16 protein-coding genes are annotated in these 16,137 nt (G+C 45.4%); 12 read left to right on the top strand and 4 right to left on the bottom strand.

The genetic code is table 11. The features are described 5' to 3' along the window. The 5 genes from BW716_RS01910 (at position 1) to BW716_RS01890 (ending at position 5,120) form a co-directional block, all read left to right on the top strand. Positions 1-1,575: a RagB/SusD family nutrient uptake outer membrane protein gene (locus BW716_RS01910; RefSeq protein ID WP_083720414.1), complete on the top strand. Its 1,575-nt coding sequence runs from the start codon at positions 1-3 to the stop codon at positions 1,573-1,575. 221 nt (positions 1,576-1,796) lie between these two features. After that, complete coding sequence (locus BW716_RS01905) at positions 1,797-2,333, top strand: hypothetical protein (RefSeq protein ID WP_083720413.1); 537 nt, start codon at positions 1,797-1,799, stop codon at positions 2,331-2,333. Further along, positions 2,333-3,076: a hypothetical protein gene (locus BW716_RS01900; protein WP_083720412.1), complete on the top strand. Its 744-nt coding sequence runs from the start codon at positions 2,333-2,335 to the stop codon at positions 3,074-3,076. The genes BW716_RS01905 and BW716_RS01900 overlap by 1 nt, the downstream gene beginning before the upstream one ends. 7 nt (positions 3,077-3,083) lie before the next feature. Further along, positions 3,084-3,725 (top strand): DUF3575 domain-containing protein, encoded by a 642-nt coding sequence (locus BW716_RS01895; protein ID WP_083720411.1) that lies wholly within the window; start codon positions 3,084-3,086, stop codon positions 3,723-3,725. 222 nt (positions 3,726-3,947) lie between these two features. Further along, positions 3,948-5,120 carry an acetyl-CoA C-acyltransferase gene (locus BW716_RS01890; protein WP_083720410.1) on the top strand — a complete coding sequence of 391 codons (1,173 nt, stop codon included), beginning with the start codon at positions 3,948-3,950 and terminating at the stop codon, positions 5,118-5,120. Between the two features lie 32 nt (positions 5,121-5,152). On the opposite strand, the gene BW716_RS01885 is transcribed toward BW716_RS01890, so the two are convergent. Next, on the bottom strand, positions 5,153-5,791 hold the full coding sequence (locus tag BW716_RS01885; protein ID WP_083720409.1) for a hypothetical protein: 639 nt from the start codon (positions 5,789-5,791) through the stop codon (positions 5,153-5,155). 184 nt (positions 5,792-5,975) lie between these two features. Here BW716_RS01885 and BW716_RS01880 point away from each other — a divergent pair, with 184 nt between their 5' ends. Further along, a complete protein-coding gene (locus tag BW716_RS01880) occupies positions 5,976-6,959 on the top strand; it encodes a pyruvate dehydrogenase complex E1 component subunit beta (RefSeq protein ID WP_083720800.1) in 984 nt (327 codons plus the stop codon). A gap of 118 nt (positions 6,960-7,077) precedes the next feature. Here BW716_RS01880 and cysM read toward each other — a convergent pair whose 3' ends face one another. Beyond that, entirely contained in the window at positions 7,078-7,965 is an 888-nt protein-coding gene (gene cysM, locus BW716_RS01875) for a cysteine synthase CysM (protein WP_083720408.1), read from the bottom strand. Positions 7,966-7,981: 16 nt separating this feature from the next. Continuing rightward, on the bottom strand, positions 7,982-8,791 hold the full coding sequence (locus tag BW716_RS01870; protein WP_083720407.1) for a serine O-acetyltransferase: 810 nt from the start codon (positions 8,789-8,791) through the stop codon (positions 7,982-7,984). Between the two features lie 160 nt (positions 8,792-8,951). Between BW716_RS01870 and BW716_RS01865 the strand changes: the two genes are divergently transcribed. The 6 genes from BW716_RS01865 (at position 8,952) to BW716_RS01840 (ending at position 14,050) form a co-directional block, all read left to right on the top strand. After that, a complete protein-coding gene (locus BW716_RS01865) occupies positions 8,952-10,136 on the top strand; it encodes a sigma-54 dependent transcriptional regulator (protein ID WP_083720406.1) in 1,185 nt (394 codons plus the stop codon). Between the two features lie 57 nt (positions 10,137-10,193). Beyond that, entirely contained in the window at positions 10,194-10,856 is a 663-nt protein-coding gene (locus tag BW716_RS01860; protein ID WP_083720405.1) for an alpha/beta hydrolase, read from the top strand. Between the two features lie 102 nt (positions 10,857-10,958). Next, entirely contained in the window at positions 10,959-12,140 is a 1,182-nt protein-coding gene (lepB, locus tag BW716_RS01855; RefSeq protein WP_083720404.1) for a signal peptidase I, read from the top strand. 242 nt (positions 12,141-12,382) lie between these two features. Further along, on the top strand, positions 12,383-12,868 hold the full coding sequence (locus tag BW716_RS01850) for a nuclear transport factor 2 family protein (RefSeq protein ID WP_083720403.1): 486 nt from the start codon (positions 12,383-12,385) through the stop codon (positions 12,866-12,868). 42 nt (positions 12,869-12,910) lie between these two features. Further along, entirely contained in the window at positions 12,911-13,399 is a 489-nt protein-coding gene (gene cdd, locus BW716_RS01845) for a cytidine deaminase (protein ID WP_083720402.1), read from the top strand. A gap of 36 nt (positions 13,400-13,435) precedes the next feature. Continuing rightward, positions 13,436-14,050, top strand: coding sequence for a tetratricopeptide repeat protein (locus tag BW716_RS01840; protein WP_083720401.1), 615 nt, complete (start codon positions 13,436-13,438; stop codon positions 14,048-14,050). Between the two features lie 135 nt (positions 14,051-14,185). Here the strand turns inward: BW716_RS01840 and argS are convergent, their stop codons facing one another. Further along, positions 14,186-16,114 carry an arginine--tRNA ligase gene (gene argS / locus BW716_RS01835; RefSeq protein WP_083720400.1) on the bottom strand — a complete coding sequence of 643 codons (1,929 nt, stop codon included), beginning with the start codon at positions 16,112-16,114 and terminating at the stop codon, positions 14,186-14,188. Positions 16,115-16,137 lie beyond the last annotated feature (23 nt).

The following is a 16,137-nucleotide window of genomic DNA, read 5'->3' as shown; positions in this document are numbered from 1 at the left end:
ATGAAGAAATTATCGATATTAATCATGCTGGGTGGAATCGCATTTGCCGGTTGTAATAAACAACTGGACGATCAGCCACAATCCAGTACCAGCCAGGCAACTTACTGGGCTACTGCTACAGATGCCACCAATGCTGTGAACAATTGTTATACCCGTCTCGGTGATGTGGATAACCGTATCTTCATTTCCTGTGCTACAGATGATAGCTACAGCTGGAGCGACTGGCCAAGTGATGTGAGGCTGGTAGGTAACGGAAGTGCTTCTATCAGTACAGGTACCTTCGCAAATTTTTGGAGTAATCTATATCATATGATTGCCACCTGCAATGATGTGATGGATAATATAGACAGGGTGACTATGGATGCTGACCTGAAAGCACGTCTGAAAGGTGAAACCCGTTTTATCCGTGCATATGCTTATCAGCAGCTGATAGGATTGTATGGTGATGTGGTGTTCAGAGATCATACGCCTACTACAGCTGAATTTTCTATTGCACGTACACCACGCGCTACTGTTGCCAAGTGGATTGTAGACGAAGTGGATGCCATTGCACCAGATCTGCCTATATCCTACGGTACTGCTGATCAGGGTAGAATTACCCGTGGTGCAGCGTTAGCACTGAAAGCACGTACACTGCTGTATGAAGGTGATTATACCAATGCGGCTACTGCTGCAAAGGCAGTGATGGACCTGGGGTATTACCAGATCGATGCGAACTACAACAGTCTGTTTAATGGTTCAAACAAGAACAGTTTGGAACTCATTTTAACTGCTGGTTATGTAAAGACAACACATCCAAGTGCAATGGCTACCTGGGTAGGTGGTCCTTCAATGGGTGGATGGTCACAGGTAGTTCCATTGCAGTCACTGGTAGATGCGTATGAATGTACAGACGGTTTGCCGATCGATCAGTCACCGCTGTATGATGCAGCGAACCCTTTCAAAAATCGTGACCCACGTTTGAGAAAAGTAGTGGTAACACCGGGTGATACCCTGAATGGTGTGGTGATTGATGTAACAAATAAGAATGGCCTGGATGCATTAGGTAAAAACAATGCTTCATTCACTGGTTATTATTATAAGAAATATGTACCTACCGATATTGATGGTAACTGGGATAGTAACTCTTACAATGACATGGTGCTGATACGCTATGCAGAAGTACTGCTCACCTATGCAGAGTCAAAGATCGAACTGAACCAGATCGACCAGTCTGTATATGATGCGATCAATCTGGTAAGACAACGTCCGGGTGTAGGTATGCCTGCAGTAACGGCAACGACTGCTCCTACACAGGCAGCACTGAGAGAAGTGGTACGTCGTGAAAGACATGTGGAGTTCCCAATGGAAGACAACCGCATTTTCGACATCCGTCGCTGGAAAATAGCTGAGACAGTGATGCCGGGAGTCGCGCATGGTATCCTGAATAATTATGATGCTACCCGTTCTGATTATGGTAGCAATGTGGTGATTGAAACAAGGAAATTTACCAATCCCCGCGATTATCTCTGGCCGGTACCACAGTCCGAAATTTCTGTGAATACGGCAGCATTGCCGAACAACACAGGATGGTGATTTAGTCAAATCTCCCGCCAAACTAAAGAGTGCTTCTGCCGAAAGGCAGGAGCATTTTTTTTGAATGAAAGGATGACGGCAAAGCCTCTTTTCCACTGGCGCCAGCCGGAATAATTGCGATCTTCCTTGCTGCCGCAAGCCAATTCAGTTAAAGACATGTTAATATCTTAAATAAATAGTAACATCTACCCCCAATGATCCGCTTTATTTAAAAAATCTTTATGCCTACCCGACTGTTATTCTGTACGCTGTTCGGGGTACTGTTGCTCTTAAATGCCTGTGGCTCGGACAATGAGTGGGACACCAGTAAAACCCCCTACGAGCCCGTTTATAATGCAGACCCTAACGCAAAGCTTGTTCGCTTTCTATCACCTCAGTCCACTATCAATGGTGGAAACCTCTATACTTCCGGCGACTATGTACTGGAAGAAGAAAAAGACGCAGGCTTACATGTTATTTCCTACCAGGACCCCGTCCATCCTAAAAAACTGGCTTTCATCAGCATCCCCGGCTTCCGCGCAGCCGCTATCAAAGGTGATTACCTGTACGTCAGTAACTACGATGACCTTGTCACCATTCGCCTGAATAGCTTTAATAATCTGCAGGAAACAAACCGCATTTCCAAAGCCTGGCACCTGAACGATTATCCACCCTTTACAGGCGTATTATTTATTTGCGCCGATTCTACCAAAGGCACGATCGTGTCCTGGAAACTGAGTGAAGATCTTACAGGAACCTCCGCAAAATGTCGTCGATAATGAAGAAAATTTACATACTCTATATATTCATACTGATAGTACCCGTTTTGATGGCCGTAGATCCTGCACCCGCCAACCTGAGTTACATCGCATCCTCCAAATCGGTAGCCCAGGCAGGTATTGTCGTTAATGGCAATCACCTGTACATTGCAGACAATGATGCTGTTGTGAATTATGACCTTTCTCAGCCTGCCACACCTGTGGAAACAGGTCGTGAGAACCTGAGCATGACGGCAGACACCATGTACCTGTACAATAATAACCTCGTCGTATGCCGTGATAATTATTATGGTACAGTGGTGTATGATGTCTCTTCCGGAGGGTTCAATTCATCCGGCTTTTACTGGCAATGGAGCACCTGCAATAAGGTGACCTTATATGGCGATAAAGCATTCGTTGTAGATAAACCAGGCTACTCCTGTACCGGCGATAATCCGGATGACCATGTAAGGATGTACACCCTTACTGGCAACAATACCACTAGTACCCCCACGGCATTGGCCGCTCAGAATGTAAATGCATTTGCTGTGACTGAAAATACGGTATATGCCTCCATGGAGAGCCAAGGTTTGGGCGTAATAGATCTGGCCACCAACCTGGTGAAAACCACCTTTCCTGATAAGGTGTATTATTCCCTGCAGATCGGCGGTACAAAGCTGTATGGCAGGAGTAAGACCTCACTGGATTGTTATGACATCTCCAATCCTCAAAGCCCGAAATTGATTTCACAGCTTTCAAACTGATGTATCTATGAAACAAATTTACTTTCTCATATTGCTGCTATGCTGTATGACAACAGTGAAAGCACAACAAAAATTAACGGGGTTACGCGTATTCGTCAATGTAGTCTCCTTTACAGAACCCGATGGTGGACCTGCCCTGGGTTTTGAATACCGTATCAAAAATAATATCAGTGCAGCGCTGGAAGGGCAGTGGATTTTATACAACATGAATAAATACGACAGAGAAAATTATGGCTTTCGCATCACGCCGGATGTAAAGTTTTTTTTCCCTGGCAGGCATCAACATTATAAGTGGTTCTTTGCTGCACAGGCATTATATAAGCAGGTAAATAATTACGAGAATTATATCGTACCCCATATTGAAGATGGTAGCCAGGTGTATGAAGAACTGGTAAAATACGAACAGCAGAAACAGGTGTTTGCACTGGGAGGTCGCTTTGGATTTCAGTCAAACTTTGGTGGCAAGAATGAAAAGTTTTTCTTCGAAGCATCTGTTGGCGTAGGCCTGAAATGGAAGTGGAAACACTACACACAGGGACCGCCGCCGGAAACAGCTTATAAAGAAGGCAATGACTGGTTTCATGTCGATGACGGCGGTGGCGCATTACCAGACATTCCATTTAAAGTAAGATTCGGATATCGTTTTTAATATGAATAGAACTTGTACATCCCTTTTGCTTGCACTGCGGGTAATGGCTCAACAGGAACAACTGGAACCACAGTGCAACAGATTTTGGTTTCTTTGATAAATTCGATTTTCTGGAACCTAAGCAATATGCATACATCCCAATCTGCCTGAAGTTTGGATACCGTTTCTGATTCCGTTATATTTGATTGATAGTCACCAAATCAATCTTAAAGAATTCACGGAATGAAAGACGTATTTATAGTCGCCGCTGTGCGTACCCCCATAGGCTCGTTTAATGGCGCCTTGTCGACCCTGCCAGCTACCCGGATGGGAGCAATTGTAATCAAAGCCGCTTTGGAAAAAGCCGGTGTGGCAGCAAGTGCTGTCAATGAATTATTTATGGGCAATGTACTCAGTGCCAACCTGGGACAGGCACCTGCCAATCAGGCAAGTATTTATGCCGGTTTACCAAATACAGTACCTTGTACTACGGTAAATAAGGTATGTGCTTCCGGCATGAAATCCATCATGCTGGGCGCCCAGAGTATTATGCTGGGTGATAATGATGTGGTGGTAGCTGGTGGAATGGAGAATATGAGTGCAGTACCTTACTACCTGGATAAGGGGAGGAACGGGTATAAGTTAGGCCATGGCACCTTGTCGGATGGCATCATCCGCGATGGGCTGTGGGATCCTTACAAAGATTTTCACATGGGCAATGCCGCCGAGATCTGTGCTACTGAATACAGGATATCGCGGGAGGAACAGGACGAATATGCCTCGCGTAGTTACAAACTGGCAGCAGCAGCATTTGAGAAAGGATATTTTAAAGACGAGATCGTACCAGTAGAAATCCCCGGAAAAACAGTCGTTACAGTCGCCGAAGATGAAGATTATAAAAAGGTTAACTTCGAAAAGATCCCAACACTAAAACCCACATTCCAGAAAGACGGTACCATTACAGCTGCAAATGCTTCCAATATTAATGATGGAGCTGCCGCCGTCGTATTGGTAAGCGGAGAGAAGCTGCAAGAACTTGGTCTGAAGCCATTGGCAAAGATTATCAGTTTTGCAGATGCCTCGCAGGCACCGGAATGGTTCACCACTACCCCGGTAAAGGCGGTGAATAATGCACTGAAGAAAGCAGGTATGACAATTGACCAGATGGATTTTGCTGAGATTAATGAAGCATTTTCCTGTGTGCCGATTGCGAACCAGCGGGATCTGGGCCTGGATATGAACAAAGTAAATGTATGGGGTGGAGCGGTGGCTTTAGGGCACCCGGTCGGGTGTAGTGGAGCGAGGATCGTGGTAACCCTGAATTCCATTTTGCATCAGAATAATGCGAAGTATGGTGTAGCCGGGATTTGTAATGGGGGAGGAGGAGCGAGTGCTATCATCATCGAAAGAGTATAAAAAAAGAAGGATCTGCCTCATGGCAGATCCTTTTATCTATATAAACTTAAAGTCGTATCCAGTTTCGCCAGCTTCCCTGCATCTTCCACCATATTCAGGTGCAACCACACGCTATCCTGTCCTCTTTTTTCCATCTTTACCGCCAGCACATTCTTCTCAGGCATAATCACATCGCTGGTGATCTTTTCAAATAAAAAGAACTTATCCTGCACGAGGCTAAATGTCGGGTGCCGGTCTATAATGTCTATTGACTTGGTTTGCAGGGCAAAATCTTCATCGATCTGGTACCTTTCCATCCGGGAGTCAGACAATAACCCCAAACCGGCAATTACCGCCAGTGTACGCAGCGGCGGCAGGAGTAACCCGACTGCCATGACAAAGGGAAAACCATAAAATGCCGCCAGGTATACCCGCTTTCCGGATACCTCAGGTTGGGTCAGACCATATAATATAATGGCCGAACCTGCATAAAGAGTGAAAAATATCCGTTCCGTATAGGTACCTTTAAAACCGTACCCGCTAATCAGTAAGATCACGGACAGGACAGCAAAAAATAGCATGGTGAGATGGAAATACCACATCAGTTGGGTGATCACAGGGGCTTTCACCTTCTTAATTTTGCAGGAAATGGCTGCGAGGAAGCAGATAGCCAGGACGGTAATGGTAAACATAGGTAAGGATAATTCGGCACTAATATATATATAATTTATATTATTTAGTTAATTACCTCCTCCCCGACGGTACGTCGGGGAGGAGGTAATTAATCTTTGCTTTTTTCACCATTAAACAATAATTTTGCCCCTGCCTTTGGGAAAAGCCAAAGGCATTTATCTTTCAAACTTTAAGAGTAACAGCATGCGTCAGATAGCTTTCAGACAAGCCTTACGAGAAGCCTTACAGGAAGAAATGCGCCGTGACGAGCGGGTTTTCCTGATGGGAGAGGAAGTAGCCGAATATAACGGAGCCTACAAAGTTAGCCAGGGAATGCTGGATGAATTTGGGGAAAAAAGAGTGATTGATACCCCTATCGCCGAGCTGGGTTTCACAGCAATCGGTGTAGGTGCTGCTCAGAACGGACTTCGTCCTGTTCTGGAATTCATGACCTGGAACTTCGCCGTACTGGCCCTGGACCAGATCCTGAATACTGCTTCTAAAATGCTCGCTATGAGTGGTGGACAGGTAGGTTGCCCGATCGTATTCCGTGGCCCTAACGGTTCCGCTGGTCAGCTGGGTGCTCAGCACTCCACTGCTTTTGAAAGTTACTATGCAAATATCCCAGGTTTAAAGGTGATATCTGTTTCCAACCCATACGATGCTAAAGGTCTGCTGAAAGCGGCTATCCGCGACAACGACCCGGTTGTGTTCATGGAAAGTGAGCAGATGTACGGTGATATGGGTGAAGTGCCTGAAGAAGAATACATCATCCCTATCGGGAAAGCTGATATCAAACGCGCTGGTAGAGACGTTACCATCGTTTCTTTCAATAAAATGATGAAAGTTGCACTGGGTGCAGCTGAAGAACTGGCTAAAGAAGGTATCGAAGCTGAAGTGATCGACCTCCGTACCATCCGTCCGCTGGACTGGTTCACCATCCTGGAGTCTGTTAAAAAGACCAACCGCCTGGTGATCGTTGAAGAACAGTGGCCATTCGCCAGCATTTCTTCTGAGATCTCCTACAGGATCCAGAAAGAAGGCTTTGACTACCTGGATGCGCCTATCCGTCGTATCACAGCAGTGGATGCACCTATGCACTACGCACCAAACCTGGTGAAACTGTACCTGCCGGATATCGAAAGAACAGTGAAACTGGTGAAGGAAGTAATGTACATGAAGAAGTAATTTATTTCAGGGAAATAGAAAAAGCCGTCTCAATTGAGGCGGCTTTTTTATTTTAAACCAAATAAAATAAGTCAGATTAATTTCATCCAGCGAAATCAATTTAATTTCTAAAAATTTCTCAACCAAATAAATCTGAAGACAAATACCGATCTCCCCTGTCACAAATAATACATACAATCACGCCTTTATCCAGCTCCTTCGATAACCGCTCCGCCGCAGACACCGCACCACCACTACTCATACCACAAAATACCCCTTCTTCCTTCGCCAATCTCCTTGTCATGGCTCTTGCCTCGTCCTCCGCTATATCCATGATCCTGTCTACCCGCTGCCGATCAAAGATCTTTGGCAGGTAAGCCTCCGGCCATTTCCGGATACCAGGTATCTTAGACCCATCCGTTGGCTGACAACCTACGATCTGCACCGCTTCACTCACCTCCTTCAGGTATTTGGACACTCCCATAATGGTACCCGTAGTACCCATGGCACTTACAAAATGTGTCACCGTACCTTCGGTATCTCTCCATATCTCAGGTCCTGTGGTTTTATAGTGCATGTTATAGTTGTCAGGGTTGCCGAACTGGTTCAGCATATGATAACCGCCTTTGGCCACCTGGGCATTGGCATAATCAATAGACCCTTCCATAGATTGCTCCTTGGGCGTGAGGATCACTTTGGCCCCAAAGGCTTCCATGGTCAATACTCTTTCGCGGGTAGCATCTTCCGGCATTACCAGTTCTATCTCTACGCCAAACAGGCTGGCGATCATAGCCAGTGCAATACCTGTATTGCCGCTGGTCGCTTCTATCAGTTTAATACCGGGCTTCAGTTCCCCTCTGTCCAGTGCGCCTTTGATCATGCCATAGGCCGCCCTGTCTTTCACACTACCTCCCGGATTGTTGCCTTCCAGCTTGGCCAGAATGGTCACATTCGGATTGGCGCTAATGTTCTTCAGCGTTACCAAAGGCGTATTGCCTACCAAATCCAATATTCCTTTTCCTTGCATCAGTTATATAATTTTATCACACGTTCACTGTGTTCATACTTCCGTCCGCCCTATAATAGATCCTGCTGAAAGGGTCCGTGCTCTTGATCAGCCATACATTACCACCGATAATGCTGTGGTGACCTACCACGGTATCTCCACCCAAAATGGTGGCGCCGGCATAAATTACAACATGATCTTCGATCGTCGGGTGTCTTTTGCTCCTCGCCATATCCTTGTCCACACTCAGGGCGCCCAATGTAACGCCTTGATACAGTTTTACATGCGCACCAATTTCGGTGGTTTCACCAATCACGATGCCAGTGCCATGGTCCATGCAGAAGTAAGGAGCGATGACCGCAGCAGGGTGAATGTCGATACCAGTACGGCTATGTGCCTGTTCCGTGATCATACGGGGCAGGAGGGGGACGTGCAGTTTTTGTAAAGCATGGGCTATGCGGTAAAATGCTATCGCATAAAACCCGGGATATGCCCTGATTACCTCATAAAGGCAGGTAGCGGCAGGGTCACCCTGCAACAATGCTTCTGCATCTTTATTCAATGAATCATAAATATCTGGCGCCTGCGCCATAAATTGCTGGCTCAACTTAGCAGCATCCGCAGGCAATTGTGGTTGCATGGGTTGTAAAAGGTGTTGCAATGAGGATTGCAACATATGCGCGTATTCTTCTAACAACACCACATCTGGCATTACTTTCCCCTGATATTCGGGAAATAACCAGTTGATAAAATTATTCGCAAACTCGTTTACAGCGCTAGTCGAGGGATAGGCGGTTGCAGCAGCTTGCTGATGCCTTCTCCTTAATTCTTCTAAAAGTTGTTGCATATGCAAGTGAATTACAGGCCTATAGTGAATCTTCCTATACCTGAAATTACGTAAAAGTCCATAAAAGTAGTAGATAAATATCAAATTGATCGATGAAACCCGATTTGCTACCCAATCCTTTTTTATATTATTTTTGCCTGTTGTTCACCAAAACCAAGATATGGCCAACATTCTGATAATAGATGACGAAAAAAGTATCCGCAAAACACTGTCGGAGATCTTAAGCTACGAAGGTTACAAGGTAGACGAAGCTGCTGACGGCGCCGAAGGCTTTAAGATGTTCAAAGAAAAGCAGTATGATGCGGTCCTTTGCGATATTAAAATGCCTAAAATGGATGGGCTGGAATTTCTGGAAAAAGCAAAAGAAGCAAATCCGGATGTTCCCATTGTGATGGTGTCAGGCCATGGCAATATCGATACAGCGGTGGATGCCGTGAAAAAAGGAGCCTATGATTATATCTCCAAACCTCCGGATCTGAACAGGTTGTTAGTCACCCTGCGCAACGCGATGGACAAAAGTACCCTGGTGGCAGAAACCAAAGTACTCCGCCGCAAAGTGAACAGAACCCAGGAAATGATCGGCCAGTCAGCTCCTATCCTGAAGATCAGGGAAACCATCGAAAAGGTGGCGCCTACTGATGCCCGTGTACTGGTAACCGGTGAAAACGGGGTAGGTAAGGAACTGGTAGCCCGCTGGCTCCATGAGCGTAGCCACCGTGCTTCCGGCCCTATCATAGAAGTAAACTGCGCTGCTATTCCAAGCGAACTGATAGAAAGTGAGCTCTTTGGTCATGAAAAAGGTTCCTTCACCTCTGCCGTAAAGCAACGTATCGGTAAATTCGAACAGGCCAGCGGTGGTACCCTCTTCCTTGACGAAATTGGCGATATGAGCCTCAGCGCACAGGCCAAGGTACTCCGTGCCTTGCAGGAAGGTAAGATCACCCGCGTAGGTGGCGATAAGGAGATCAGCGTAGATGTTCGTGTGGTAGCCGCTACCAACAAAGACCTGCTGAAAGAAGTGGAAGACAAGAACTTCCGTCTGGACCTATATCACCGTCTCTCCGTGATCCTGATTCACGTACCTTCTCTGAACGATCGTCGTGACGACATCCCTGCCCTGGTAGAACACTTCCTGGAAAGTGCCTGTCAGGAATATGGTATGGCAAAGAAAGGTATTGAGAAGGATGCCATGAAAGCGCTCCAAAACCACAACTGGTCCGGTAATATCCGTGAACTGGGCAACGTGGTAGCGAGATTGGTCATTCTTTCCGGCAAGACCATCACTTCTGAAGATGTAGTGGACTATGTAGTGCCTAACAGAGAAAAGAAGAAAGTGAATGCATAATATTAAAAAACGCTTCTGCTGAACAGCAGAAGCGTTTTTTCCAATTTGTTAATCACCATGGCCAAACACCTATACTTGTTAAGTGGTATGGGCTCCGATGAACGGGTGTTTCAGAACATTACTTTTCCGGATCAGTATATCGTCCATTTCATTCCCTGGCTCACCCCACTGCCGGACGAAACCCTTGCCGGCTACGCTTCCCGCATGACAGCACATATTCCTGCCGATGAAGATATTACCCTGGTGGGTGTATCCCTGGGAGGTATGCTATCAGTCGAAATAGCCCGCCAGCGCCCTGTGCGCAAAGTAATCCTGATCAGCAGTATCAAGACCACCGCAGAGCGCCCTGCCTATTTCAACCTGGTACGTCGTACCCGCCTGCTTACGTTACTTGCTTTGCCGGATGCCATCCTTTTTGGAAAGCACCGGGACCTGATGATCCCCTTCTTTTTGAATGCAGAATCACCGGCAGAGAAGGAATTACTCCTGGATTATGCGAGAAATACGGACTTTGTGTACCTCCGTTGGGCCATAAAGATCCTCATCGGTTGGGAAAATGAAGTGATACCTTCCTCTCTGGTGCACATCCATGGCGGTAAAGACCTAACTTTACCGATCAGTACTGTCAAAGCGGATTACGTGATCCCCGATGGCGGTCACTTTATGGTATATAACCGGGCAAAGGAAATTACCGACATACTAAAAAACGAGCTGAACTAAACAGTATTAAAATATTTTAAGAAAACTTTTATCTGTTATTCAGTAGCTTGCAAACAACAGAATATTATATTTGTAAAATTAACTATCTTAAACACCATCTGAATGAACCTGGCTTTTTGGAAGAAGAATAACGAGGGTCAGCCAAAGAAGAAAAAATCTGCAATAAGAGAGTGGTTTGATGCAGCCATATTCGCTATCATCGCTGCTACCCTGATCCGCACTTTTATTTTTGAGGCATATACAATTCCTACCCCGTCTATGGAAAAAACTTTGCTTGTGAACGACTTCCTGTTCGTAAGCAAGATCAGTTACGGCCCACGTATCCCAATGACGCCACTGGCAGTACCATTTACCCATCACACCCTGCCGTTTACAAAGTATTCCAAAGCCTATTCTGAAGCAGTACACTGGAAATACAGACGTTTACCTGGATTCTCTGATGTAAAACGCTATGATGTAGTGGTGTTCAACTTCCCTGAAGGTGATACAGTGGCCCTGGAAAACCAGGACCAGAGCTACTACCAGATGGTGCGTGCTTATGGCCGCGAAACAGTGTGGGAGCAGAATCACGTGATTTCCCGCCCTGTGGATAAAAGAGAAAACTATATTAAGAGATGTATGGCTGTTGCAGGCGATACCCTCACTATAAAAGAAGGTGTTGTATACATCAACGGGCAGCAGGCGCCTATTCCATCAGAAAGTGAGCGCCGTTACTGGGTAACCACTACAGGTGATGCCCTGAACCCTTCCCGTCTGGATGAAATGGATATCGACGCAGGTACGGATGGTCCTTACGATTCTGTTAAGTACAGGTACAACCTGACATCAGCAGCAGCAGCGACCCTGAAGTCCTGGCCGGTGGTAACGAACCTCGTACCATTTGTAAATCCAAATCCTGAAGAAGTGGCAGTGTTCCCACATGATACTGCACACTACCACTGGACAGAACATAATTTCGGCCCGCTGTACATTCCTAAGAAAGATGCAACCGTAAAGATCGATGCCACTACTATTGCTTTCTATGATCGCATTATCAGCGTGTACGAAGGCAATAAGCTGGAAAACAGGAACGGTCAGATCTTTATCAATGACCAACCTGCTACCTCCTATACATTCAAAATGAACTATTACTGGATGATGGGGGATAACCGCGATAACTCATTGGATTCCCGCTACTGGGGTTTTGTGCCGGAAGATCATGTGGTAGGTAAAGCGTGGTTGATCTGGATGAGCTATGGTAAAGGCAGTATTCGCTGGAGCCGTCTGTTCAGAACAATTAAGTAGTCCAATTAAAATTCTTATACAAAAGCCATTGCCGCAGGCAATGGCTTTTGTGTTGAAAATGGTTTTCATTCCCCATTGGTAAATTCCCTTTTTCAAGAATGTTTTGTTGGGAATAGGTTTTATTCCCGTTGGTGAATTACTTCTTCAAAAGAGTTTTTTGTCAGTGTATTCCTTCAATTCGTCAGTTCTTTTTCGTCTCCCTATCCCACTTCCCGTTCTTTGTGTTATAAAATCAATAACACATGAAAGCCTTCTTCCTTTGTAGTTTTTGTTTGATCAGTAGTCATCTGTTCGCCCAGGTAGCCGATACCAGCACCCTTTATAAAGCCATCAAAACTGGTGACAGCCTGATCTTCGATATCGGTTTCAACACTTGTAACCTCGAACCCTACAATGACATCTTCGCAGATGATTTCCGTTTTTATCATGATAAAGGGGGTATCACCTTTGGCAAAGCAGCCTTTATCGAAAGCATGCAAACCGGTATTTGCAAACAGGAGAATAAGTTAGAAAGGTTTTTAGTTCCCGGTACACTACAGGTCTTTCCATTGGCAAAAGATGGCGTACTCTATGGTGCTATTGAAAATGGTGACCATGCATTTTATATCACAGAGAAAGGAAAGCCCCGTTACCAGACAGGTGTGGCGAGATTCACAATCGTCTGGCTATTGGTCGATGGAAAGTGGAAAGCGACCGAAGCATTGAGCTATGATCATCGTGCAAAGTAGCTGGCTACAGGCCTTTCATCCATTTTTTTCGTAATTTCAGGTATGGACAATCAAAAATTTACATTCGAATACACCTCTTACAATGATAGTAGCGAGCTCTCTCAGGCAGATGAAAAACTGCTCAACGAAGCCCGCAAAGTCACGGAAAACGCCTATGCACCGTACTCTAATTTTTACGTAGGCGCCATCATTCAATTAGAAAATGGAGCAACCGTACCCGGTACCAACCAGGAAAACGCGAGTTACCCTGTAGGCATCTGTGCAGAAAGAACGGCCTTGTCAACTGCGTCTTCCTTATATCCCGGCGTAGGCATCGATACCATCGCTGTTAGTTATAACAACAAGAACGGTGGTAAGAATGACGCCCCCATTTCTCCCTGTGGCATCTGCCGCCAGACCATTTCTGAATACGAAAACAGGCAACATAAACCTATCCGTATCATCATGAGTGGACAGAGCGGAAAAGTGTACATCCTGCAGACAGCCCAACACCTGCTGCCATTCGGATTCACTGCTGAAGATATGGAGTAGAGAGAATTTGATTATCTTTACGGACTACTCGAACCTATGTTGTATATCCGTATCCTATGTATGCTTGTGCTGGCATTGCTCACTGTGCACACTACTTACAGCCGCACGCGTTATTCTCTGATTCCATGCAAAACGGAATTTCCACCTTTATGTCCAGCTATCACATATTATCATAGTGAAGGTCCAGGTGGCGACAGCTCTTACCTGCATACCATCAAAGCAGCCATAGAAAAGGAACCGAAGGAACCACTTTTCTACTATGCTTTAGGTGTGATCTATTTTAATAACCGGCAGTTTGCCGAAGCCGTATCGGCATTTGAAGCAGCAGCAGACAATGGGTACAAACGCGATGCAGATTATTATCTTCACATAGGTACTGCCTGTCTGCAATCCAAACAATATATTAAAGGTATTCGCCACCTGCATCGCTGTCTGGACCTACGTCCAAAGGATACAGCAGCTATTCAGGCGATTGCGCAGAATAGTTATGTAAATGGGGATTATCAGCAGGCGATCACTTACTGGCAGCAATTATTAAACATTCAACCAGAAAATGCCTTTGCAAGGTTTATGCTGGGAAAATCATATATCGGTCACGGTGATACAAAGAAAGGAGAGGAGTTGTGTGACCAGGCGACTACTAGCTTATAATCACTGCAAGCTTATAATAAAAGCATTCATGAAAGAGGGAATTCACCAATGGGGAATGAAAACCATTTTCAGAAAAAAAGGCATCCGATCCGGATGCCTTTTTTAGAAATATTTAAAAGCTTTTTTTAGAAATATTTACATTTTCTCAGGTACATCAATACCCAACAGTTTCATCGCGGACTTGATTGTATTGGCAGTCAGCATAATGATTTGTGTACGCAGCTTCTGCTTTTCAGGCGTTTCTGCATTCCTAACAGGATAAGTGTATCCTCCTTCTTCATTCTCAGCAGTATAGAAACTATTAAAAGTCTGCGTCAGATTATACACATAATTTGCAATGACAGACGGACTCATTTCATTCGCTGCTTCTTCCAGCACATTCTCATATTGCTCATTCAGCAGGATCAGCTCCTTCTCCAATGGCAACAAGCTGCCCTTATGACAGTAGCCTTCCAGCTTAGTGACATCAGGATTTACATCACGGAGAATTGATTTGATACGTGCATGGCCATATTGCACATATGCACTGGTGAAGCCCTGAAGACTGATAGATTCTCTTGGATCGAATACCATTTTCTTTTTAGGATCCACACGCAGCAGGAAGAACTTCAGACCACCCAAACCAATCATTTCATACAGACCATCCAGTTGGTCATCACTCAGGTCTTTCAGTTTCTCTATTTTGGTATTTTCCTTTGCAGTCGTAATCATTTCATCGATCAGGTCATCAGCATCTACCACGGTACCTTCACGGCTCTTCATACGGCCATGTGGCAGTTCAACCATGCCATAAGACAGGTGGAAGATGCCATCCGCACCTGGTTCCTGCATTTTTTGCAGGATCAGCTGTAGTACTTTGAAATGATAGTTCTGTTCATCTGCCACCACGTACACACTACGATCCATGTGGAAGTCTTCGTACTTGAGGCGGGCAGTACCCAGGTCCTGCGTGATATATACAGAGGTACCATCGCCACGCAGCAGGAGTTTTTCATCCAGCCCATCCGCAGTGAGATCAATCCATACAGAGTTATCTTCTTTTTTGAACAGCACACCTTTTTTCAGACCATCTTCTACGAGGTCTTTACCAAGCAGGTAGGTATTGCTCTCATAATACATCTTGTCGAAGTTGATGCCCAGTCGTTTGTAAGTTTTATCAAAACCTTCGTACACCCAGCCATTCATAGTACTCCACAGGGCACGTACTTCAGGGTTACCAGCTTCCCACTGTTGCAGCATGATCTTTGCCTGCTGCATGATCTCTGTTTGTTTCCTTGCCAGTTCCTTGATATCGTCGTTGATCTTTTTGATTTTTTCTGCATCAGCCTTTACTTCAGGCTTCTGAGCGGCAGTGACCAGCTTCTGTACTTTGTCCAGGTCTTCACCACTAAAGTCTCTGAAATCATTTTCCAGTGCTCTGATCATGATCGGCTCGGTCTGTTCTTTCAGGATACTTTCGAACTTCACATAGTAGTCGCCTACCAGGTGATCACCTTTGATACCGGTACTTTGCGGGGTATCGCCATGGGCAAAGATCTGCCATGCCAGCATGGATTTACAGATATGAATACCCCTGTCATTGACGAGGTTTGCTTTGATGACTTCATAACCATTGGCTTTCAGAATTTCGGATACTGCATAGCCAAGGAAGTTATTACGCAGGTGACCCAGGTGCAGTGGTTTGTTGGTGTTAGGAGAAGAGTATTCCACCATTACCTTCTTACCATTGGCTGGTTTTCTGCCAATATTTCTGGTATTAAAGCGTTGTTGCAGGTCCTGTACCCAGTACTTTTCAGCAATGGAAAGGTTCAGGAACCCTTTGATGACATTATAGCCAGCAATGAGGTCAGGGAAGTTAGCTACCAGGTAAGCACCCAGTTTATCAGCGGTTTCTTCTGGTTTCAGTCGGCTGAATTTGGTAAAAGGGAAAACAAGGATGGTGTATTCACCTTCAAACTCAGGTTTGGTAGAATTGATGGCAATACCCTGAGCAGGAACTTCCTGATCAAAAATGGCCTTGATGGCCTTGGCCGCAGCCGTTCTTATATTTAATACTACACTCATGCTGAAACATTGTTGCGAACGGC

It is taken from the genome of [Flexibacter] sp. ATCC 35208 (assembly GCF_001975825.1).
GTDB lineage: Bacteria > Bacteroidota > Bacteroidia > Chitinophagales > Chitinophagaceae > Chitinophaga.
Note: the sequence above shows the minus strand (reverse complement) of the source record. Positions and strands in the feature narration are given on the sequence as shown.

Bases quoted from the DNA above. Each gene is read 5' to 3' on its own strand.
- BW716_RS01880 (WP_083720800.1), top strand. From the start codon at position 5,976: ATGCGTCAGATAGCTTTCAGACAAGCCTTACGAGAAGCCTTACAGGAA.
- cysM (WP_083720408.1), bottom strand. From the start codon at position 7,965: ATGCAAGGAAAAGGAATATTGGATTTGGTAGGCAATACGCCTTTGGTA.
- BW716_RS01895 (WP_083720411.1), top strand. From the start codon at position 3,084: ATGAAACAAATTTACTTTCTCATATTGCTGCTATGCTGTATGACAACA.
- cdd (WP_083720402.1), top strand. From the start codon at position 12,911: ATGGACAATCAAAAATTTACATTCGAATACACCTCTTACAATGATAGT.
- BW716_RS01910 (WP_083720414.1), top strand. From the start codon at position 1: ATGAAGAAATTATCGATATTAATCATGCTGGGTGGAATCGCATTTGCC.
- argS (WP_083720400.1), bottom strand. From the start codon at position 16,114: ATGAGTGTAGTATTAAATATAAGAACGGCTGCGGCCAAGGCCATCAAG.
- BW716_RS01840 (WP_083720401.1), top strand. From the start codon at position 13,436: ATGTTGTATATCCGTATCCTATGTATGCTTGTGCTGGCATTGCTCACT.
- BW716_RS01890 (WP_083720410.1), top strand. From the start codon at position 3,948: ATGAAAGACGTATTTATAGTCGCCGCTGTGCGTACCCCCATAGGCTCG.
- BW716_RS01865 (WP_083720406.1), top strand. From the start codon at position 8,952: ATGGCCAACATTCTGATAATAGATGACGAAAAAAGTATCCGCAAAACA.
- BW716_RS01860 (WP_083720405.1), top strand. From the start codon at position 10,194: ATGGCCAAACACCTATACTTGTTAAGTGGTATGGGCTCCGATGAACGG.
- BW716_RS01850 (WP_083720403.1), top strand. From the start codon at position 12,383: ATGAAAGCCTTCTTCCTTTGTAGTTTTTGTTTGATCAGTAGTCATCTG.
- BW716_RS01900 (WP_083720412.1), top strand. From the start codon at position 2,333: ATGAAGAAAATTTACATACTCTATATATTCATACTGATAGTACCCGTT.
- lepB (WP_083720404.1), top strand. From the start codon at position 10,959: ATGAACCTGGCTTTTTGGAAGAAGAATAACGAGGGTCAGCCAAAGAAG.
- BW716_RS01905 (WP_083720413.1), top strand. From the start codon at position 1,797: ATGCCTACCCGACTGTTATTCTGTACGCTGTTCGGGGTACTGTTGCTC.
- BW716_RS01870 (WP_083720407.1), bottom strand. From the start codon at position 8,791: ATGCAACAACTTTTAGAAGAATTAAGGAGAAGGCATCAGCAAGCTGCT.
- BW716_RS01885 (WP_083720409.1), bottom strand. From the start codon at position 5,791: ATGTTTACCATTACCGTCCTGGCTATCTGCTTCCTCGCAGCCATTTCC.